This window comes from Streptomyces sp. 3MP-14, from assembly GCF_006334905.2.
Lineage (GTDB): Bacteria > Actinomycetota > Actinomycetes > Streptomycetales > Streptomycetaceae > Streptomyces > Streptomyces triticirhizae.
The window spans coordinates 40,980-61,122 of record NZ_VDLZ02000005.1 but is presented as its reverse complement, the minus strand read 5'-3'; the positions used below and the strand labels follow the sequence as shown (position 1 = coordinate 61,122).

General features: G+C 72.8%; 16 protein-coding genes. 6 read left to right on the top strand and 10 right to left on the bottom strand.

The window, feature by feature from the left end; all coding sequences use genetic code 11:
• Positions 1-8: 8 nt before the first annotated feature.
• Positions 9-1,109, bottom strand: coding sequence for an NAD(P)-dependent alcohol dehydrogenase (locus FH609_RS09160; protein ID WP_139666964.1), 1,101 nt, complete (start codon positions 1,107-1,109; stop codon positions 9-11).
• Positions 1,110-1,409: 300 nt separating this feature from the next.
• Between FH609_RS09160 and FH609_RS09155 the strand changes: the two genes are divergently transcribed.
• The 3 genes from FH609_RS09155 to FH609_RS09145 all read left to right on the top strand — a co-directional run bounded on the left by FH609_RS09155 (position 1,410) and on the right by FH609_RS09145 (position 5,734).
• On the top strand, positions 1,410-2,177 hold the full coding sequence (locus tag FH609_RS09155; protein ID WP_139666965.1) for a thioesterase II family protein: 768 nt from the start codon (positions 1,410-1,412) through the stop codon (positions 2,175-2,177).
• Positions 2,178-2,233: 56 nt separating this feature from the next.
• Positions 2,234-2,443, top strand: coding sequence for a DUF5988 family protein (locus FH609_RS09150; RefSeq protein ID WP_139666966.1), 210 nt, complete (start codon positions 2,234-2,236; stop codon positions 2,441-2,443).
• Positions 2,444-3,217: 774 nt separating this feature from the next.
• Complete coding sequence (locus tag FH609_RS09145) at positions 3,218-5,734, top strand: AAA family ATPase (protein WP_139666967.1); 2,517 nt, start codon at positions 3,218-3,220, stop codon at positions 5,732-5,734.
• A 103-nt stretch (positions 5,735-5,837) separates the two neighbouring features.
• Here FH609_RS09145 and FH609_RS09140 read toward each other — a convergent pair whose 3' ends face one another.
• Both FH609_RS09140 and FH609_RS09135 read right to left on the bottom strand, forming a co-directional pair.
• Complete coding sequence (locus FH609_RS09140) at positions 5,838-6,074, bottom strand: ferredoxin (RefSeq protein ID WP_139666968.1); 237 nt, start codon at positions 6,072-6,074, stop codon at positions 5,838-5,840.
• An 11-nt stretch (positions 6,075-6,085) separates the two neighbouring features.
• The gene (locus FH609_RS09135) at positions 6,086-7,348 is read right to left on the bottom strand and encodes a cytochrome P450 (protein ID WP_139666969.1); all 1,263 of its coding nucleotides are present in this window, start codon (positions 7,346-7,348) and stop codon (positions 6,086-6,088) included.
• A 514-nt stretch (positions 7,349-7,862) separates the two neighbouring features.
• Here FH609_RS09135 and FH609_RS09130 point away from each other — a divergent pair.
• On the top strand, positions 7,863-9,326 hold the full coding sequence (locus FH609_RS09130; RefSeq protein ID WP_139666970.1) for an MFS transporter: 1,464 nt from the start codon (positions 7,863-7,865) through the stop codon (positions 9,324-9,326).
• Between the two features lie 150 nt (positions 9,327-9,476).
• Positions 9,477-9,785, top strand: a complete 309-nt coding sequence (locus tag FH609_RS09125) for a hypothetical protein (RefSeq protein WP_139666971.1) — start codon at positions 9,477-9,479, stop codon at positions 9,783-9,785.
• 136 nt (positions 9,786-9,921) lie between these two features.
• On the opposite strand, the gene hflX is transcribed toward FH609_RS09125, so the two are convergent.
• From hflX to miaB, 7 genes are all read right to left on the bottom strand, one after another.
• A complete protein-coding gene (hflX, locus tag FH609_RS09120) occupies positions 9,922-11,409 on the bottom strand; it encodes a GTPase HflX (protein WP_139666972.1) in 1,488 nt (495 codons plus the stop codon).
• A gap of 224 nt (positions 11,410-11,633) precedes the next feature.
• Entirely contained in the window at positions 11,634-13,748 is a 2,115-nt protein-coding gene (locus tag FH609_RS09115; protein ID WP_139666973.1) for a RelA/SpoT family protein, read from the bottom strand.
• A 286-nt stretch (positions 13,749-14,034) separates the two neighbouring features.
• Positions 14,035-14,931, bottom strand: coding sequence for a diaminopimelate epimerase (dapF, locus tag FH609_RS09110; protein WP_139666974.1), 897 nt, complete (start codon positions 14,929-14,931; stop codon positions 14,035-14,037).
• Positions 14,932-14,967: 36 nt separating this feature from the next.
• Entirely contained in the window at positions 14,968-15,582 is a 615-nt protein-coding gene (locus FH609_RS09105; RefSeq protein WP_226961519.1) for a hypothetical protein, read from the bottom strand.
• Positions 15,583-15,650: 68 nt separating this feature from the next.
• Positions 15,651-16,598: a tRNA (adenosine(37)-N6)-dimethylallyltransferase MiaA gene (gene miaA, locus FH609_RS09100; protein ID WP_139666975.1), complete on the bottom strand. Its 948-nt coding sequence runs from the start codon at positions 16,596-16,598 to the stop codon at positions 15,651-15,653.
• A gap of 49 nt (positions 16,599-16,647) precedes the next feature.
• Positions 16,648-17,385: a class III extradiol dioxygenase subunit B-like domain-containing protein gene (locus tag FH609_RS09095; protein WP_139666976.1), complete on the bottom strand. Its 738-nt coding sequence runs from the start codon at positions 17,383-17,385 to the stop codon at positions 16,648-16,650.
• 28 nt (positions 17,386-17,413) lie between these two features.
• The gene (gene miaB, locus FH609_RS09090; protein ID WP_139666977.1) at positions 17,414-18,922 is read right to left on the bottom strand and encodes a tRNA (N6-isopentenyl adenosine(37)-C2)-methylthiotransferase MiaB; all 1,509 of its coding nucleotides are present in this window, start codon (positions 18,920-18,922) and stop codon (positions 17,414-17,416) included.
• Positions 18,923-18,999: 77 nt separating this feature from the next.
• On the opposite strand from miaB, the gene FH609_RS09085 reads away from it, so the two are divergent.
• Positions 19,000-20,022, top strand: a complete 1,023-nt coding sequence (locus FH609_RS09085; protein WP_226961518.1) for a TAXI family TRAP transporter solute-binding subunit — start codon at positions 19,000-19,002, stop codon at positions 20,020-20,022.
• Positions 20,023-20,143: the final 121 nt, after the last annotated feature.

The following is a 20,143-nucleotide window of genomic DNA, read 5'->3' as shown; positions in this document are numbered from 1 at the left end:
TACCGGTTTCAGTGCAGGAGAATCGGCTTGACCGTCTCTCCGCTTTCCGAGTCCTTGACGGCGGCGGCGATGTCCTCGAACGCATAGGTTCTGACGAGCTTTTCGAAGGGAAATCGCCCGGCGGCGTGCAGGTCCATGAGCTGCGGTATGAGCAGCGCGGGCACGCTGTCGCCCTCGATGACGCCGTGCACGGTGCGGCCCATCAGCTGGGTGAGTCCGATGGGCGCGTCCTGGCCGCTGCCGGCCGAGCCGGCGATGGCCGCGACGCCGCCCATGGCGAGCGCGTCGACGGCGCTGCGGGCGGTGGCCGGCAGGCCGACGGCGTCCAGCGCGAGGTCCACCCCGCCGCCGGTGCGGCGGACGAGTTCCCCGGCGACGTCCCCGGCGACGTCGCCGGCCTCCAGCACGTGGGTGGCGCCGAGTTCGGTGGCGAGTTCGAGCCGGCCGGGGTGCAGGTCGACGGCGTAGATCGGGTCGCAGCCCGCGATCCTGGCGGCCATGATCCCGGCGAGGCCGACCGCGCCGGCGCCGAACACGGCGATGGAGGCGCCCGGTTGCGGCGCCAGCACGTTGAACACGGCGCCGGCGCCGGCCTGGAGGCCACAGCCCAGCGGCCCGGCGAGCGTCAGGTCGAGGTCGTCCCTGACCTTGACCACGGAGCGCTGGGGGGTGACGACGTGCCCGGCGAAGGAGGACTGGCCGAAGAAATGGCCGTTGAGTTCCCGGCCTTCGCGGTCGCGGTAGGCGGTGGTGCCGTCGGCGCGGCGGCCGCGCAGGTTGAGCGGGCCCCAGTGGAGGCAGTGCATGGGGTGCGCCGACCGGCAGTTGCGGCAGCGGCCACAGCTGAGCGGGGCCAGCACCACCCGGTCGCCGACCGCGCAGCCGTCGACGCCGGCGCCGACGGCCTCGACGACGCCGCTGCCCTCGTGGCCCAGGATCGCCGGCAGCGGGGGTGGCAACACCTGGTCGCGCACGAGGAGATCGGTGTGGCAGACGCCGCTCGCGACGATCCGCACCCGCACCTCGTCGGCACGCAGTTCGTCGGAAACGGTTACTTCCTCGATCAGAAAATCGCCCGCCGTGTCGCGAAGAACCGCGGCCCGAGTCATGACCATCCACTTCTCCCTGCCTGGTAATGCGTTCTTCGAGACTCCTTCGCGCTTACCCGGAACGACAACCCCTAGGAAACCTGTAGGGCCGTCACCATAAACAGAGAGAGAGCCCTCCCCCTAGGAATCCACTATCCCTAAGGGTGAGCCTAGGCCGCCGCCGTGTGCGGTCGCTTTTCCGGGTCGATGAGGGGTTGTTTCCCTCGTTTCCGGGTCAGTTAGGGGTTGTCCCTCCGGGCGGTCGCTGGAAGATTCGGAAAGTCAGCGACGCGCCGAACGGAAGGGCACAGGCGTCCCCCCATGAGCGATGTCAGGACGGCGAGCACGACGGATACCGACTGGGTGCGGCGGTACCACCCGTCGGCGCGTCCGGCGGTCCGCCTCGTGTGCTTCCCGCACGCCGGCGGTTCCGCCAGCTACTTCCACGGCGTCTCGGCCGCGCTGGCGCCCGAGGTCGAGGTGCTCGCGGTGCAGTACCCGGGCCGCCAGGACCGACGGGCGGAGCCGCCGCTGCGCGGCATCGAGGAGTTGGCGCGCGGCGCGGTGGCCGCGCTCGGGCCGTGGGCCGAGGCGGGGCCGCTGGCCTTCTTCGGGCACAGCATGGGTTCGATGGTGGCGTTCGAGGCGGCCGTTTCGCTGACCCGCGCCGGCCTCGCCCCCCGGCTGCTGTTCCTCTCCGGCCGCCGGGCGCCGTCCCGGGTGCGGGAGGAGAACGTGCGGCTGCGCGACGACGCCGGCATCATGGCCGAGCTGCGCGAACTGGGCGGCACGGAGACGGCGTTGATGGACGACGACGAGCTGCGGGAGATGATCCTGCCCGCGCTGCGCGCCGACTACCACGCGGTGGAGACCTATGGCCCGCGCTCCGGCGCGGCCGTCGACTGCCCCGTCGTCGCGCTCGTCGGCGACAGCGACCCGCGCACCACGGTCGAGGAGGCCCGGGCGTGGGCCGACCACACCAGCGGCCCGTTCGACCTGAGGGTCTTCCCCGGCGGCCACTTCTATCTCAACGAGCGGGTCGGCGCCGTGTTGGACGTCATCGGCGCCCGACTGCGGTCGGCCGACTGACCACAACACCCGCTTGTCATCCCGAAGTTCGACCCATCCGTTCGGAGGTGCTCACGATGTGGCAGTTCAAGGTCTTCCTGGTGGGGGGCCCGTCCTCCTTTCCCGACGACGAGCGAGTCCAGTTCACCACCTCGCTCACGGAGAAGATCAAGCACCGTTTCGGCTCCGGCTATGAACACTTCCGGCACGAGGGCGACTTCACCACCCTCAACGGCGAGAAGCTGGCCGTGTTCCACTGGACGGACCGCACCGCCATCGCCGAGTGACCGCCCGGCCGGCCGGCGCACCGTGACGGCCCGGCCGGCCGGCGCGCCCGCCCCGCCGCCGCGCGGCGCGCGCGGAGCGGACCGACCGCGCGGGAGCGCGACCGGCGACGGCGGGACGACCGTTCCCCCTCGCGCACCGACCCCGGGGCAACCGCGCCCCGGGGTTCGCGTTTGCCTCGCCGGGCGCGGGCGACACCCGCGTCGCGCCGGGAGGCCGCCCCAACTCGGGCGCCATCTCTACCCGTTCTCCGGCGCGGCACACCCCGAGTGACGCTGGTCACTCGCCGCCGGACGCCGGGGCGCATGTCCGCTGCGCGACCGCGCTGCTCTCCTTCGCTCCCCTCTCCCCCGGGCGCCGCGCGCGCCTCACCGCTCCCCCGCGCCCCGCGCGACCGGCGGGCACCCCGCCAGCACGCCCCTCCCCCGGGCCCGTTCACCGCCGCGCCCATGCCCGAACCCGTTCGCAGAAGCCGCTCCCATGACCACATCTGACCGTTTCCATCGATGGTCTGGTCGATGGTGAACGGCCGTAACACGAACCGCGTTACGGCGCGAGACATCTCAAACGTGGGATGGTGACCGATGGACGCTCTGCACAATGATCGGTCGAACAAGCGGAAGACAGACTGGCATTCGATGCAACGGGGAGTCGCGGCCAGACCTGACCGACTCGCCTCACGGGCGGACCGCTGCGGCCACCGACCGTGCGCGGCTCCGCCGTCCACTGAGCTGTATCGATGACGGTCTCGGCCCGTCTCGAAACCGGGAGGCGTCGTGAAACTGTTGGAACGAGACTCCAATATTACACAGTTGAATTTTCTACTGGACAAAATCGCCGGTGGAACGGGCCAGGTAGCCGTCGTCACCGGCCCAGCGGGCGCCGGCAAGACCACCCTGATGTCGGCGTTCACCGAGGAGGCCCGCACGCGGGGCGTGCCGGTGGTGTTCACGGCGCTCTCGCCGTTCCGGCAGGGCCTGCACCAGGAGCCGGGACTCGGCCTCGACCCGGGCGGCGAACCACGCGTGCTGTGCGTCGACGACATCCACCACGCCGATCCTGAGGCCCTGTCGCTGATCACGCGGCTGGCCGTGGAGGCGGGCAGCCGGCCGCTGCTGATGCTGCTCACCATGCGCCCGACCCGGCCGACCCACGAGGAGGTGCTGGCCGAGCTGAACGGCCTGGCCCACTCCCGGCATCTGCGGCTGCGCCCGCTGACCCCCTACGCGATACGGCAACTCGCCGAGGAGTCCTTCGGGTTGAGCCTGAGCGACGCGGCGCTGGCGGAGGCCGGGACACTGTCCGGCGGCAACACCGGGTTGCTCAAGGCGATCCTGATGGACTACCAGCAGTCGCTGGAGCGGCTCACCGGGACACCGGGAAGCGCCGGCCTGCCCGTCGGCCCCACCTATCGCAGCACCGTCCTCGACCACTACTTCCGGCTGGACACCGAGCTGCGCCGGGCCGCCCAGGGCATCGCGATCCTCGGGGAGTTCAGCACCCCGCGCAGCGCGGCCCAGGTCGCCGGGACCACCGTCGAGGTCATCGACCAGACGCTCCAGGTGCTCACCTCGGCCGGGCTGATGGAGAACAACCGCTTCCGGCACCGGGTGATCGAGGAGGCCGTCATCTCCACGATCCCCAGCGCCCAGGCGTCGGCGCTGCGCATCCGCGCCGCGAGCGCGCTGCGCGGCATGGGCGCGCCCGCGCTGGAGGTCGCCAAGCGGCTCATCGCGGCGGACGACGAACACGTCCCCTGGTCGGACTCCCTGCTGCACGAGACCGTCATCCAGGCGATGGCCGGCAACGACCGCCATCTCGCCGTCAGCGCCCTCCGGTTGGCGCTGCGCAGCACCTCGGAACCCGGCCGGCGCGCGGCGATCCTCACCAAGACGGCGCTGGTGCTCACCGCCTACGACCCCGAGCTGAGCTGCCAGTACTTCCACGAGGCCGGTGCCCTGGTGCCCATGGTGGACCTGTGGGTGCACCATCCGACGGCCCTCGCCGACCAGATGATCCGCCGGGGCCGCGCCGACGAGGCGCTGGAGATGCTCGCGGCCGCCCGGCGCAGGGCGGCGCGGGGTGAGCGTGCCGACCATCCGGAGTTCACGGCGGCCCGGCTGCTGGTCCTCGGCGAGTACCCCGGGCTGCTCGGCGCGGCGAGCGCCCCGGGCGAGCCGCCGGAGCCCGAGGCGCCGGGCGGGCAACTGCCCGATCCGACCGCCGCGTTGCTCCGGGTCCTCACCTCGGGGCAGGCCGATCCCGAAGCCGTGGCGGCCGCGTCCGACGCGCTGTACAGCACGCCGTTCAACGACGACACCGCGCCGTCGCTGTGTGCCGCGCTGGCGGCCCTGCTGTACTGCGGGGAACGCCCGCTGCTGCGCGGGTTCCTCGACCGGCTCCTCACCGAGGCGGAGTGGCAGCGGGCCCCGATGTGGCAGGCGCGGCTGCTGTCCATCCGGGCGGCGCTGGCGCTGACCGAGGGCAGCCACTACGCCGCCCGGCAGGCCGCCGAGGCCGCGCTGGCGCTCGGCTCCCCGCAGGCGTTCGGGACCAGGATCGGCGGCCCGCTGGCCGCGCTGATGCTCAGCACCATCGCCACAGGGGACCTGGACCGGGCCAGGAAGTGTCTGGACCAGCCCGTTCCGCCGGAGTTATTCGAGTCGCGCCACGGGCTGCCCTACCTCTACGCCCGGGGACACCTGAGCCTGGTGGACGGCAGATCGGACGCGGCCCTCACCGACTTCCTGGCCGCCGGCCGACTGATGTCGGCGTGGGGCATCGACCACGAGTCGGTCCTGCCGTGGCGGCTCGCGGCGGCCGGCGCGCTGCTCACCAGGGGCCGGCAGGAGGACGCGGTGCAGCTCATCGACCAGCGGCTGGACCGGCTGCTGGGCAGCGACCAGGAGGCGGACGGCGAGGGCACCTCGAACGTCATCGACAGCGTGGAACAGCACAACTCGGCCCGTGAGCACGTCTTCGCCGTGCTGACCGAGGCCGCGCAGGAGGGGCAGATGTTCGAGGCGGTGCGCAAGCTGGCCGTGCCGGGTCCGCTGCCGCCGCTGGAGGCGAGCGCGGCCAGGTACCGGATCGAGGACCGCTTCTCGCACTACCTGAACAAGTTGACGCACTCGGAGCGCAGGGTGGCGATGCTGGCCGCGACGGGCAGCAGCAACCGGAAGATCGCCCGTTCCCTGTCGGTGACGATCAGCACCGTCGAGCAACACCTCACCAGGACCTACAAGAAGCTGGGCGTCACCGGCCGTCGCGAACTCCGCGCCAAGCTCGGCTGACAGGCGGCCTGCCCCGTCACGGTTCAGCGGTGACGGGGCAGGCCGGAGTGGCGGACGTGCGGCGCGCGGGGACCGGGGCCGTGCGACCCCGCGCGCCGCCGGGTCAGGGTGCGAGCGTGCGCCCCGTCGCCTCGTCCGTCACGGTGATGGCGCCCACCGGGCAGCACTCGGCGCAGTCGAGGATCGCCTCGTCGGGCGCGACGAGTTCGGCGCGGGCGCGGGCGGCGTGGTCGTCGCCCCAGTCGAAGAACGTGGGCGCGGCGGCGATGCAGGAGCCGCTGCCGATGCAGACGTCCTCGGCGACGGTGACCCGGTAGCGGGTCGCGGTCTTCTCGTCCATGACGGTCCTTCTCACTGCGATGGCTGGCGTGGTGCGCGATCGCCCGGGGCCGCGGCGCCGGATTCGGGGGCGGGCGGGTGGCCCGGCGGCCACCAGGTCACGGGCAGCTCGGCGAAGATGCGCGCCTGGCTGCCGCCCTGCCAGACCAGCTCCTCCGGCGCGACGGCCAGCCGCAGCTCGGGGAAGCGGCGCAGCAGGGTGCCGAGGCCGATCTGGAGTTCCGCGCGGGCGAGTTGGGCGCCCGGGCAGTGGTGGGGTCCGTGGCCGAAGGCGATGTGCGGGTTCGGGGAGCGGGTGATGTCGAGGTGTTCGGGGTCGGTGAAGACGCGGGGGTCGTGGTTGGCCGCCACCCGGGAGCCCAAAACGGGTTCCCCGGCGCGCACCACGACACCGCCGAGTTCGACGTCCTCGCGGGCGTAGCGGGCGAAGATGGCGGCCTCGTCGTTCTTGCCGAACCGCAACAGCTCCTCGACGGCGGCGTTGACGAGGTCGGGGTCCTTGGTGAGCTTCTCGGCCTGGTCGGGCGTGGAGAGCAGCAGATAGGCGCCGTAGGAGATCTGGTTGGCGGTGCTGCCGTGGCCGGTGGCGAGCAACATCATGCCCAGCCGGGCCAGTTCGTCCCTGGAGGTGCCGCCGTCGGCGCGGTACGCGGCGACGAGGTCGCTCGGCAGGTCGTCGGCCGGGCGGGCGGCGCGCTGGTCCATGAGGTCGGCGACGTACCGCTCCAGGTTGGCGTACGACGCGGCGATCTGCTCACCCGTCATGGACGTGGTGGCGGTGAGCGCCTTGGACCAGCCGGTGAACAGCGGCTGGTCCTCGGCCGGCACGCCGAACAGCTCCGCGATGACGGCGACGGGGAACGGCGTCCCGAAGTGGCTCACCAGGTCCAACGGAGGGCCAGCGGCGGCCATGGCGTCGATGAGGTCGTGGGCGATGCGCTGCATCCGGGGGCGGAGGCGGCGCACCTGGCGTTCGGTGAAGGCGCGCGCGGCGACCTTGCGGAGCCGGGTGTGCTGCGGCGGGTCCATGCCCATGATGTTGACGTCGGGCATCACGGGGAACACGCGGGGCTCGTCGTGTTCCTTGGCCAGGGCCCGGCTGAAACGCGGGTCGGACATCACGGTTTTGACGTCCGCGTACCGGGTGGCGAACCATGCCTCCTCGCCGTAAGGCATTTTCGCCCGGGCCACCGGCTGTTGTTCCCTGAGTTCCGCATAGGCCGGGTTGAGCCGGGGCGGTCCCGCCTCATCGAGCGGATAGTCGATGGGTTCCATGGTGTGCTCCAGTGAATTGCTGCCGAAGTCCGGCTTCTTGCGACCGGATTCCCGCCCGACGGAACAGGGAGATCACGGCGAACACGGCTCGGGTGAAAACTACCGGCCTTCCGCAGTCGCGCAACCCCTACAAAACCCCTTTCGGAGCGGCGCCAACTTCGGGCGTTTTCGGGGAGATTCCGGCGTCGCCGGGGCCGGTTTTTCCGTGGCTCGCAAAGCGTCTCGCCTCAGCCATGGGCGGGCTATAGGCTCCGGCCTCTCGCCGGTCCACGAACGCCCACCCGGGCCGCGTCGGGGGTCGAACGTCCGCCCGCAGAAAGGCTCTTCTCCGACAGGCCCGGGCATCCCGGTTGCGATCCGGAGAGTCCTCCCCGTATCGTGTCGACCGGGAACCGGGGAGCACTCTCCGATTCCGTGCGCACGACCCTCCGCACCGACGCCGGCGCGACCAAGCGAACGCACCGACGAGACCCACGTACCACCGAAGTCGCCTCACTGAAGGGGGCCAGGCGTCATGCCTGACAGTCAGGGAGCCACCAGTCCGGCCAAGGACACGGCCTCCACCATCACGCCGCACGCGACGGCCATCCTCACCATCATCCTGTGCGTCCAGTTACTGGATGCGATCGATATCACGGTCATGAACATGGCCGTGCCGAACATCCAGCAGGACTTCGACATGTCCGTGACCACCCTCTCCTGGGTGCTCAACGGCTACACGCTGGCGTACGGAGGTCTGCTCCTCCTCGGCGGTCGCGTCGGCGACATCATCGGCCACCGCAAGGGCCTGATGATCGGCGTCACGGTCTTCACCCTCGCCTCCCTGGTCGGCGCGGTCGCCCAGGACTCCTGGATGCTGCTCGCCGCCCGCGCCATTCAGGGCGCCGGAGCGGCCATGACCGCGCCCTGCGCGCTGGCCCTGATCGTCACGTCCTTCCGCACCGAGAAGGAACGCACCAAGGCGTTCGGCATCTCCGTCATGGCCCAGGGGCTCGGCTTCGCCGGCGGCCTGATCATCGGCGGAATGCTCACCGACCTGATCTCGTGGCGTTCGGTGCTGTTCATCAACGTCCCGATCGGCATCGTGCTGCTGATCGCCACCCCCAAGTTCATCCCCGAATCGGCCGGGCGACGCGGCAAGTTCGACTTCGGCGGCGCCCTCAGCGCCACCGTCGGCATGGGCTCCATCGTCTACGGATTCGTCCATGCCTCCGAGGAGGGATGGAGCGAGCCCTCGACGCTCGCGGCCTTCGGCGTCGGCGTGATCCTGCTGAGCACCCTGGTCGTGATCTCCACCCGCCACTCCGAGCCGGTGCTCAACCTGAAGCTGCTCGTCAACCGCAACCGCGGCGGCGGCTACCTCACGTTCGTCTGCTCCGGCGCGGCCCTGTTCGGGATGTTCTTCTTCCTGACCCAGTTCGTTCAGGAAGTGCTTGACATGCGCCCGCTGATGGCCGGCTTCGCCTTCCTGCCGATGGCCATCACGATGATGATCGCCCCGCGCTGGATCGCCCCGCCGGTGATCGAGCGCTTCGACGCCAAGACCGCGATGGTCACCGGCCTCGTGCTGGTCTTCGTCAGCATGGTCTGGCTGACCCAGGTCTCCGCGGCCACCGAGTACTGGTCGGGCATCCTCGGCCCGATGGCGCTCGCCGGCATCGGCGTCGGAATGCTCAACCCGCCGCTCATCGGGACGATCCTGTCCAGCGTCAAACCGACGGAGTCCGGCGCCGCCTCCGGCGTGCTCCAGACCATGGGCATGGTCGGCGGCTCCATCGGAACGGCCGTGCTGGTCACCATCTTCAGCAGCGCAACCGACAGCCCGGACCCGGGACTTGGGGCCAAGGACATCCTCGCGGACGGCATCGGAGCCGCCTGCATCGGCGGCGCCGGCTTCGCCCTGGTCGGCCTCCTCCTGGTGATCGGGGTGATCCGCACGCCGAAGGAGGCGCCAGCGCCCAACGCGGAGGCTGCCTAGGAACGAGGGCCAAGCGCCCATGCGCCTCCCGGCCCGGCACCACGCACCGTCAACCACCGCGCGGGCGGCGGGAAGAAGGCCGACGAAGCCTTCTCCCCGCCGCCCCGCCCGCACGCCCGCCGCACCGAGCGCGAAGGGGGTTCCGGCCTCATGTTCCTGACCAAGAGCGACATTTGGAGACGAGTGGCCGGCCTCCTGGTGTGCGCGCTCGACGTCGACGAGCCCTGCACGGTCGACGCCGACTTCATCTCGGTCCTCCTGGACGACCTGACCGCCATCGCCGCCACCCCCGACCACCCCGTGACCGCCCTCGCCGAGGAGCGCATCACCCACCTCATCGGCGCCTTCACGGCGGCCTTCATGTTCCTCGCGGAGGTCCACGACGGGACCGACCCCGAGACCCCCTCCCTGGAGGCCGCCCGAACCCTGGCGCTGACCTGGGCGGAGATGGACGTGTGACCCGTCACCCCTGATCACACGGCACGGCTGCCCCGGCCACCCCACGCCGGGCGCGCCTCCGCCCCACGCCCGAGGGCTCCCTCCCCCACGCGGGGAAGGGAGCCCTCGGTCCGGTCCTGGGCGAGTGAGCCCCGGGTCAGGCCCTGGTCGCCGGGACGAACGGCTCCAACAGCGCGCCCAACTCCGGGTGGACCCTGGCCTTGAGGAGCGTGCCCTCGCCGGTGTGCTCCTCGGCGAGCACCTCGCCCTCCTCGTGCACCCGGGAGACCAACGCCCCCTCCGTGTACGGGACAAGCGCCTCCAACTCGACCGACGGATGCGGCAGTTCGTCCTCGATGAGGGCCAACAGCTCGTCGATCCCCAGGCCGGTGTGCGCGGAGACCGGGATGGCGCGCCGCTCGGCGCGCATCAGCCGCTGGAGGGTGACCTCGTCGGCCACGTCCGCCTTGTTGATCACGACGATCTCCGGCACGTCCCGCGCGCCCACGTCGTTGATCACCTCGCGGACGGCGGCCAGCTGCTCCTCCGGCGTCGGGTGCGAGCCGTCCACCACGTGCAGGATCAGGTCGGCGTCGCCGACCTCCTCCATCGTGGAGCGGAACGCCTCGACGAGGTGGTGCGGCAGATGGCGCACGAAGCCCACCGTGTCGGCGAGGGTGTAGGCCCGGCCGCCGGGCGTCTCGGCCCTGCGGACGGTCGGGTCGAGGGTGGCGAACAGCGCGTTCTCCACCAGCACGCCGGCGCCGGTGAGCCGGTTGAGCAGGGAGGACTTCCCCGCGTTGGTGTAGCCGGCGATGGCCACCGAGGGCACCTCGTTGCGGTGCCGCTCCTGGCGCTTGACGTCCCGCCCGACCTTCATCTGGGCGATCTCCCGGCGCATCTTCGCCATCTTCTCGCGAATCCGCCGCCGGTCCGTCTCGATCTTGGTCTCACCGGGACCACGGGTCGCCATCCCGCCGCCGCCGCTGGAACCGCCGCCGCCCATCTGCCGGGAGAGCGACTGACCCCAGCCGCGCAGCCGGGGCAGCATGTACTGCATCTGGGCCAGGGAGACCTGCGCCTTGCCCTCGCGGGACTTGGCGTGCTGGGCGAAGATGTCCAGGATCAGGGCGGTGCGATCCACCACCTTGACCTTGACGACGTCCTCCAGGTGGATCAGCTGCCCGGGGCTCAACTCCCCGTCGCAGACCACCGTGTCGGCCGCCGTCTCGACGACGAGATCCCGCAGCTCCTTGGCCTTGCCCGAGCCGATGTAGGTGGCCGGGTCCGGCCGGTCGCGGCGCTGGATCACGCCGTCCAACACCTGGGCGCCGGCCGTCTCGGCGAGGGCGGCCAACTCGGCCAGGGAGTTCTCCGCGTCCTGGGCGGTGCCCGAGGTCCAGACGCCCACCAACACCACGCGCTCCAGGCGCAGTTGGCGGTACTCGACCTCGGTGACGTCCTCCAGCTCGGTGGAGAGGCCGGCGACCCGCCGCAGCGCGGCGCGCTCCTCCCGCTCGAACTGCTCGCCGTCCCGGTCCTCGGAGAACTCGTCCCAGGCAACGTCCTCATCCATCAGGGCGTCGGCCCGGCGGTTCGCCGTGATGTGGCGCTGGGTGTCCTGAGGAAGGGAAGAGAAGGTCAATGCGATCCTTAGGTTCGACTGGATCAGCCAGCCAGCGGGAACGCTGCGCGAGCTGAGGAACGTGGCTGCCCCGACAACGCCCGAGCGGCCCGGAAGATTCCCGGTCGGCGCCGCCGGCGCCCCGGATCTCCCCCGCCATAGTGGCACGCCCCTCCGGGCCTGGCACGGGATTAAGCGGCACGAAGCCGGCCGCCGCCGGCCCTCCCGCCCGCTCTCCGGGGGGCCTACGGATGCACGCGAACGGCGCGCGAGACGTCATACACGCCGGGTACCCGGCGCATGGCCCGCATCAACCTCGGCAACCCGGAGGCGTCGGGCAACCGCAGCGTGTAGGTGTGGCGGACCCGCTGCTGGCGCGGCGGCTCGACCTCCGCGTGCACCACGGCGGCGCCGTGCTGGGCCAGGGCCTCCGTGAGGTCGGCCAGCAGCTCGGGCCGGCCCAGCGCCTCGGCCTGGAGCGTGACCCGGCAGCCCACCGAGTCGGAACGCCAGCGGACCGCCAGCGCGGGACGCCCGTCCTCGACCATCTCCACGGCCCTGGGGCACTCCTCGCGGTGCACGGTGACCGCGCCGCCCCGCACGGCGAAGCCGCAGGCGGCGTCGGGCGGGACGGGGGTGCAGCAGCGCGCCAGCCGCACCGGGGCCTCGGGGGCGCCCGGCACCACGGCGGCGGCCTCGCCGGCCAACCCCCCGGCCGGGGCGGCCGGCCGCTCGGGCTCGGGCGCCGGGCGCCTGGCCTCCTCGCCGCGCTCGTCCTGCGGCTGCGCGCCCCCGGCGGTGAGCCAGGAGCGGATCGCGACCCGGGCCGCCGGCGTGGTGGCGTGTTCCAGCCACTCGGGCGAGGGGCCGGAGCCCCCGTCGCCGGCGAGCAGCAGCTGAACGGTGTCCCCGTCGCGCAGCACGGTGCGCAGCGTCGCCAGCCGGCCGTTGACCCGGGCGCCCATACAGGAGTGGGCGGCGGCGCCGTGCCGGGCGTAGGCGGCGTCCACGCAGGTGGCGCCGACCGGCAGTTGGAGGGGCCCGTCCTCGGGTGAGCCGGCGAAGACGGTGATCTCGCGGTCCCTGGCCAGCTCGTCCCGCAGCTCGGTCCAGAAGGTGTCGGAGTCGGTCGCCTGCTCCTGCCACTTCAGCAGCCGGGACAGCCAGCCGGGGCGGGTCGGGTCGACGGCGCGCTCGGCCTCCTCGGCGCCCGGCTCGCCCTCGCCTGAGCGGTGCGGGTCGCCGAGCGCGATCACGCCGTTCTCCGCGACCCGGTGCATCGCGTGGGTGCGCACCAGCACCTCGGCGACATCGCCGTCCGGGGTGGAGAACGCGGTGTGCAGCGACTGGTAGAGGTTGAACTTGGGGGCGGCGACGAAGTCCTTGAACTCCGAGACCACCGGGTTCAGACAGGTGTGCAGCTCGCCCAGGACGGCGTAGCAGTCCGCGTTCTCCGCGACCAGGATCAGCAGCCGGCCGTAGTCCCAGGCGCCCAGCTCGCCGCGTTTCAGGCGGGCCCGGTGGACGGAGAACAGGTGGCGTGGCCGGATCTGCACCTCGGCCGCGATGCCGGCCTCGCGGAGCACGGCGCGCACCAGCGAGGCCGCGTCCGCCAGCGGGTCGGGGCGCTCGCGGTGCGCCCGCACCAGCGCGTGGGCCGCGCGGTGCTCCTCGGGGTGGAGAACGGCGAAGACCAGGTCCTCCAGCTCGGTCTTGACCGTGTGCACGCCGAGCCGTTCGGCCAGCGGGATCAGCACGTCCCGGGTGACCCGCGCGATCCTGGCCTGCTTCTCGGGGCGCATGACGCCGAGGGTGCGCATGTTGTGGAGCCGGTCCGCGAGCTTGATCGACATCACCCGCACGTCGCTGCCGGTGGCCACCAGCATCTTGCGGAACGTCTCGGACTCGGCGGCGGCGCCGTACTCGACCTTCTGCAACTTGGTGACGCCGTCCACCAGATGCCCGACCTCGTCCCCGAAGTCGGCCCGCACCTGGTCGAGGGTGACGTCCGTGTCCTCCACGGTGTCGTGGAGCAGGGAGGCGGTCAACGTGGTGGTCTCGGCGCCGAGTTCGGCCAGGATCAGGGTGACGGCCAACGGGTGGGTGATGTACGGCTCGCCGCTCTTGCGGGTCTGGCCCCGGTGGGCGGCCTCCGCCAGCCGGTAGGCGCGGTGCAGGTCGCCGAGGTCGGCGCCCGGGTGATGGGAGCGGTGGGCCTTCGCGAGGTGCTCGATGGCGTCGGGCAGCCGGTGCCGGTCGGAGCCGAAGAGCGCGGCGCGGCCGAGCTGACGCAGCCTCACCCCGCGGTGGCCCCGGCGCGTGGGGGCGGCGCCGCTCGGCGTGGACGCCTCTGCCGTCATCTGGGGGCACCTCCGCGGTCGGGTGGACCGGACCGCGTCTGTCGACCGGTGGTCCCCGTGATCGTCCGGTGGTCCCGTGATCAGGGATGGTCCCGCAGCGGCGCCGGTGCTTGATGCTACCGAGCCCACCACGTGCCACGTGCCACCGGCCGTCCCGATCGCCGGGGATCACCCATTCAGGTGACGTATGTTCTGACGAAGGTGGCCGAAAGAGGCTGGTCCCCGGCCGAGGAATGACGTTTCGTCGGCTGACGTCCCGTCCGGTGGTCCGCGCGGGCGGGCGGACTCAGCCGGCCGCCCCGAACAGCGCGGGCGCGAGGGTGCCCTCGGCGACGATCACGGCCGGGCCGGTCATGGTCACCGTGCCGTCGACCGCCTCGGTGATCTCCAGGCGCCCGCCCGGCACATCCACCGTGTAGCCGACGGGCCGGCCGTCCACCGCCGGGTCCCGGCCGTCCCTGCGGGCGGCGGCCACCATCACGGCGCAGGCGCCGGTGCCGCAGGAACGGGTCTCGCCCGAGCCGCGCTCGTGCACCCGCAGCGCCACATGGCGTTCGCCCCGGTCCACCACGAACTCGACGTTGGCGCCGTGCGGGTAGGCGGCGGCCGGGGACACCTCGGGGGCGTCGAACAGGCGCCCGGCGTGCGCCAGGTCATCGACGAACGCGACGGCGTGCGGGTTGCCCATGTCCACGTGGTGGGCCGGCCAGCTCCGCTCGCCGACCGTGACGGTGGCGGATGCCGCCGCGCCCTCGGGCAGCCGGGCGCGGCCCATGGTCACGGTGATCGGGCCGGAGTCCGCGTTCCGTTCGTCGAACCGCGCCCGGCGCAGCCCGGCCCGGGTGGCGACGGCCACCTCGGGCTCCTTGGCGAGGCCGGCGTGGCGCAGGTAGCGGGCGAAGACCCGCAGGCCGTTGCCGCACATCTCGGCGACGCTGCCGTCGGCGTTGCGGTAGTCCATGAACCACTCGGCGCGGTCGGCCAGTTCGACCGCCTCGGGGTGGGCGGCGGAGCGGACCACGCGGAGCACGCCGTCGGCGCCGACGCCGGCGCGGCGGTCGCACAGGCGCGCCACCTCGGCGGCGGACAGCGCCAGCCGCCCGTCGGGGTCAGGGATGATCACGAAGTCGTTCTCGGTGCCGTGCCCCTTGAGGAACGGCACGCTCTGCGCTGCGGTGCCCACCCGACGATCCTAGTCACTCGTCGGTCGCCGGGTCCGTCAGCGCAGTCCGGCCACCCGCCAGACGGCCAGCGCGAGGGCCGCCGACAGGGCCACCGCGTAGAGCAGCAGCATCCGCCAGTCGGGGCGGCGGCCCGAGCCGCGCGGGGGGACGCCGGGCCAGGTGTAGCCGACCCGGCGGGCGGCCATCATGCCCCAGCCGGCGGCCGACGAGCCGATCAGCAGGCCCAGCATCGCGACCACGGCGCCCGCCTCGTCGAAGGCGAAGGCGAGCGGGAAGGCGAACATCAGCGAGCCCAGCAGGCTGAGCACCACGATGGGCGCGAACAGCGTCAGGCGCAGCCGGCGCGGGGGCCGGAGGTCGGCGTAGGACTCGGCCGTCCGGTCCGCGTCATCCACCTCGTCCGCCGGGTCCAGCGGGTCGTCGTCGTGGGGCAGCGGCTCGCCGGCGAGCGGCGGACGGTCGGTCAGGTGCGCGTCCCGCGCCGGGTCGCCGTGGTCGGGCGCGAGCCCCTCGGCGGGGCGCGGCACGGGTGGCGCGGGCGGCACAGGTGGCGTGGAATCGGTGGTTCGTTCGGTCGTTCCGCTGGTCTCGCGAGGGCTGGCCTCCATCGCCACGTGCCCTCCCAACTCCACGGTTCCCGGTCGTAGCATCGGGCTCGATGATGGCACGCCCAGCCCTCCCTCCCGGCCGCCGGGAGCGTCCCGATGCCATCACGTGATCAGGATGTGACCGCCCGTTCGACCAACTCCCAGGCCCGGTCCGCGAGGGTCTCGGCGCCCTCGGCGCCGCCGTCGAGCCAGCGGACTCTGGGGTCCCTGCGGAACCAGCTCTCCTGCCTGCGGGCGAAGCGCCGGGTGGCCCTGATCGTCTCCTCGCGGGCGGCCCGTTCGTCGTACTGACCGTCGAGCGCGGCGAGCACCTGCTGGTAGCCCAGCGCGCGGGAGGCGGTGCGGCCCTCGCGCAGGCCCCGGGCGTCGAGCCGGCGCACCTCGTCGACGAGTCCGGCGGCCCACATCCGCTCGACCCTGGCGGCGATCCTGGCGTCGAGTTCGGGCCTCGGGACGCCGACGCCGATGTGCAGCGCGGGGTAGAAGGCGCGGTCCTCGTCCGGGTCGGGGAGCTGGGCGGTGAACGGGCGCCCAGTGATCTCGATGACCTCGAGCGCGCGGACCACGCGCCGCCCGTTGCTGGGCAGGATGGCCTCGGCGGCCTGCGGGTCCAGCTCGGCGAGCCGGGCGTGCAGGGCGCCGCTGCCGACGCGTTCCAGCTCCTCCTCCAGCTCGGCGCGCACCTTGGGGTCGGTGCCGGGGAAGGTCAGGGTGTCCAGGGCGCCGCGCACATAGAGGCCCGAGCCGCCGACGACGACGGGGGCGCGGCCGCTGACCAGCAGTTCGTCGATGGCGGTGCGGGCCAGCCGCTGGTACTCGGCGACGCTCGCCGTGACCGAGACGTCCCAGATGTCGAGCAGGTGGTGGGGCACCCCGCCACGCTCGGCTGGGCTGAGCTTGGCGGTGCCGATGTCCATGCCCCGGTAGAGCTGCATGGAGTCGGCGTTGATCACCTCGCCGCCGAGCCGCTGGGCGAGCGTGACGGCCAGGTCTGACTTGCCCGCCGCCGTCGGGCCGACGACGGCGATGACGCGGGGGGTGCGGTGGGGAACGTGCACCCCAACAGTCTCCCAGAGCCGGCGGGGTGGGCGGCGGCGGGCCGATCGGTCAGGACCAGGTGGCGACCAGGTAGCCGACGCCGTAGGGGGCCTCGTCGTGCAGCAGCCGGCCGGCGAGGTCGGCGCCCTCGGCGGCGCCGGCGAGCAGCTGCCAGCCGGGGCGGCCCGCGACGTGCAGCTGGCGGGCCAGCACGGGGTCGAGGTCGGCGAGGGCCCGGACGTCGGCGCCGGCGAGGGCCTCGGCGGCGGCGCGGTCGAACGGGGCGGCCCGGTCGTCGAAGGCGCCGGGCGCCTTCTCGGTGCGGCAGGCGCTGCCGTCGCCCAGCACCAGCAGCGCCAACCGGCCGTCCTCGGCGGCCAGTTCGCGGCCGGTGGCCAGGCAGTCGGCCGGCCCGTCCTGGTCGGAGAGGGCGAGCGCGGCGACCGGGGCGGCGCGCCAGCCGGTGCGTTCCAGCAGCCAGGCGCCGACGGTGAGCGAGGGCGGCAGCGGGCGCGCCCCCGGCTCCCCGGAGCCCGGCTCCCCCGGGTCCGGCGCGCCCGCGCCCAGGGTCACGTCGAGCGCGACGCCGAAGCCGTGCAGCGAGCCCCGGCTGCCGGCCGGGTAGCCGCCGCGCTCGGCCGGCTCGGCGGGGCCGACCAGCAGCAGCCGGTCGGGCCGCGCGGCGGCCAGCACGGCGACGGCGTCGTAGCAGGCGGCCCGCGCCCGGTCCATCTCGGCGGCGGCGCCGGCGGCCACCTCGGGAACGAGCAGGGGCGGGCAGGGGCAGACTGCGGCGGCGACGAGCATGATCGAAAGCGTAGCCCGGCGTGCTCCCTCAGTGGCTGACGCCGCAGCCGCCGACCGGCTCGGTGGGCTGGGCCGGGACGCCCACCGTGGGCAGGCCGAGCAGCACGCCGCCCGAACCGGCCGGCTCCGGCTGGGCGTTGCGCCGCTCCCAGGCGTCGCCGGCGCGGCTGCGGCGGACGGCCTTCGGCGCGCCCTCGGCCAGCAGGTGGTGGGGCGCGGCGTAGCTGATCTCGACGGTGACGAGGTCGCCCGGCCGCACGGGCTGCTCGGGCCGGGCGAAGTGGACCAGCCGGTTGTCGGGCGCGCGGCCGGACAGGCGGCGGGTGGCGTCGTCCTTGCGGCCCTCGCCCTCGGCGACCAGGACCTCGACGGTGCGGCCGACCTGGCGCTTGTTCTCCGCCCAGGAGATCTCCTCCTGGAGGGCGACCAGCCGCTCGTAGCGCTCCTGGACGACCTCCTTGGGGATCTGCCCCGGCATCTCGGCGGCCGGGGTGCCGGGGCGCTTGGAGTACTGGAAGGTGAACGCCTGCGCGAAGCGCGCCTCGCGGACCACGTGCAGGGTCTCCTGGAAGTCCTCCTCGGTCTCGCCGGGGAAGCCCACGATGATGTCGGTGGTGATGGCCGCCTCGGGGATGGCCCGCCGGACGTTCTCGATGATGCCCAGGTAGCGGTCCTGCCGGTAGGAGCGGCGCATGGCCTTCAGGACCCGGGAGGAGCCCGACTGGAGCGGCATGTGCAGCTGCGGCATCACGTTGGGGGTGGCCGCCATGGCCTCGATCACGTCGTCGGTGAAGTCCCTGGGGTGCGGGGAGGTGAACCGCACCCGCTCCAGACCCTCGACGGAGCCGCAGGCGCGCAGCAGTTGGGAGAACGCCTGCCGGTCGCCGATGTCCGAGCCGTAGGCGTTGACGTTCTGCCCGAGCAGGGTGATCTCGATGACGCCCTCGGCGACCAGCGCCTCGACCTCGGCGAGGATGTCGCCGGGGCGGCGGTCCTTCTCCTTGCCGCGCAGCGCGGGCACGATGCAGAAGGTGCAGGTGTTGTTGCAGCCGACGGAGATCGCGACCCACGCGGCGTAGGCGCTGTCCCTGCGGGTGGGCAGCGTGGAGGGGAACGCCTCCAGCGACTCGGCGATCTCGACCTGGGCCTCGCGCTCGATGCGGGCGCGCTCCAGCAGGACGGGCAGGCTGCCGACGTTGTGGGTGCCGAAGACCACGTCCACCCAGGGCGCGCGGCGGGTGATCGCGTCGCGGTCCTTCTGGGCGAGGCAGCCGCCGACCGCGATCTGCATCCCGGGGCGGGCGGCCTTCCTGGGGGCGAGCTGGCCGAGGTTGCCGTAGAGGCGGTTGTCGGCGTTCTCCCGGACGGCGCAGGTGTTGAAGACGACGATGTCGGCGACCTCGTCGCGTTCGCCCGCCGGGACATAGCCGGCCTCCTCCAACAGCCCGGCCATGCGTTCCGAGTCGTGGACGTTCATCTGGCAGCCGAACGTCCGGACTTGGTAGGTACGCGCCTCGGGCCTGGCAGAAGGTGGCATGGGAAGGACTCAATCCGCATCGATCAGGAAGCAAGCTGGCCGGAGCCAAGTCTACGGTCCGCTGATAGTTTGCTCGGGTGGCTTCGGGAGCGCCGGGACGGTGGCGGATCGTGCCCCGCTCCACCCGGGGGCGGCGGCTGTTGGTCGCGGCTGCGGTGGTGTTCGCGGTGCTGGTCGTGGTGCTGGCCCGCCCGCTGGTGCGGGACGACGGGCGGCCCGCCGGCACGGTGACGATGAGCACCGGCGTCAGCAGCGGGGTGTACGCGCGCTACGGGCAGCTGCTGCGCGCCCAGTTGGCTGAGGACGCACCCGAGCTGGACATGCGGCTGACGAAGAGCGCGGGCTCGGTGCAGAACATCGAGCGGGTGCTCAGCGGGGAGGCCGACTTCACCATCGCCACCGCCGACTCGATCGCCGCCTACCAGCAGGCCGGCGGGCAGGGCGCGGAACGGCTGCGGGCCTGCGCCCGGCTCTACGACGACTACATGCACCTGGTGGTGCCGGCGCACTCGCCGGTGGAGCGGACCCGCGACCTGGCGGGGCTGCGGGTCGGAGTCGGGCAGGACCAGTCGGGCGTGCAGCTGGTGACCAGGGAACTGCTGGCGGCGGCCGGGCTCGACATGGAACGCGATCTGACGGCGGTCCGGCTGGGCATCGACAGTATGCCGAGGATGCTGGAGGCCGGGCGGCTGGACGCGTTCTTCTGGTCGGGCGGGCTGCCGACCTCGGCGATCGAGCGGCTGGCGGAGTTCACCGAGATCCGGCTGGTGCCGCTGGACGACCTGCTGCCGGAGCTGACCGGGGACGACGGCGGGCACACGGCGTTCTACCGGGCGGCGGTGATGCCGCCCGACGCCTATCCGCAGATCCCGGGCACCCAGGGCATCGACACCCTGGCGGTGGCGAACCTGCTGGTCACGACGGTGGAGGCGGACGACAGGCTGACCGAGGAGATCACCCGCTCGGTGATCAACGGGCGGGACCGGATCGGCGGCGAGGTGCACGCGGCGCAGCGCGTCGACCTGCGGACGGCCATCTACACCCAGCCGCTGGACCTCCACCCGGGCGCGCGGGACTACTACCGCTCGGTCAAGTCCTGAGCCGACGAGCCGGGGGCCTCGTCCCCGGTCGTACTTTTCCACAGGTATTTCCGGGGAATCTCGTTTGATTCTGTTCCTACTGGTTCACCACTTACCGGGAACACCCGGGAACACCGGGAAC

What these genes read in the sequence shown, in the direction of transcription:
- FH609_RS09160 (WP_139666964.1), bottom strand. Translation starts at nt 1,109, where the DNA reads ATGACTCGGGCCGCGGTTCTTCGCGACACGGCGGGCGATTTTCTGATC.
- FH609_RS09155 (WP_139666965.1), top strand. Translation starts at nt 1,410, where the DNA reads ATGAGCGATGTCAGGACGGCGAGCACGACGGATACCGACTGGGTGCGG.
- FH609_RS09150 (WP_139666966.1), top strand. Translation starts at nt 2,234, where the DNA reads ATGTGGCAGTTCAAGGTCTTCCTGGTGGGGGGCCCGTCCTCCTTTCCC.
- FH609_RS09140 (WP_139666968.1), bottom strand. Translation starts at nt 6,074, where the DNA reads ATGGACGAGAAGACCGCGACCCGCTACCGGGTCACCGTCGCCGAGGAC.
- FH609_RS09135 (WP_139666969.1), bottom strand. Translation starts at nt 7,348, where the DNA reads ATGGAACCCATCGACTATCCGCTCGATGAGGCGGGACCGCCCCGGCTC.
- FH609_RS09130 (WP_139666970.1), top strand. Translation starts at nt 7,863, where the DNA reads ATGCCTGACAGTCAGGGAGCCACCAGTCCGGCCAAGGACACGGCCTCC.
- FH609_RS09125 (WP_139666971.1), top strand. Translation starts at nt 9,477, where the DNA reads ATGTTCCTGACCAAGAGCGACATTTGGAGACGAGTGGCCGGCCTCCTG.
- FH609_RS09115 (WP_139666973.1), bottom strand. Translation starts at nt 13,748, where the DNA reads ATGACGGCAGAGGCGTCCACGCCGAGCGGCGCCGCCCCCACGCGCCGG.
- FH609_RS09105 (WP_226961519.1), bottom strand. Translation starts at nt 15,582, where the DNA reads ATGCTACGACCGGGAACCGTGGAGTTGGGAGGGCACGTGGCGATGGAG.
- FH609_RS09095 (WP_139666976.1), bottom strand. Translation starts at nt 17,385, where the DNA reads ATGCTCGTCGCCGCCGCAGTCTGCCCCTGCCCGCCCCTGCTCGTTCCC.
- miaB (WP_139666977.1), bottom strand. Translation starts at nt 18,922, where the DNA reads ATGCCACCTTCTGCCAGGCCCGAGGCGCGTACCTACCAAGTCCGGACG.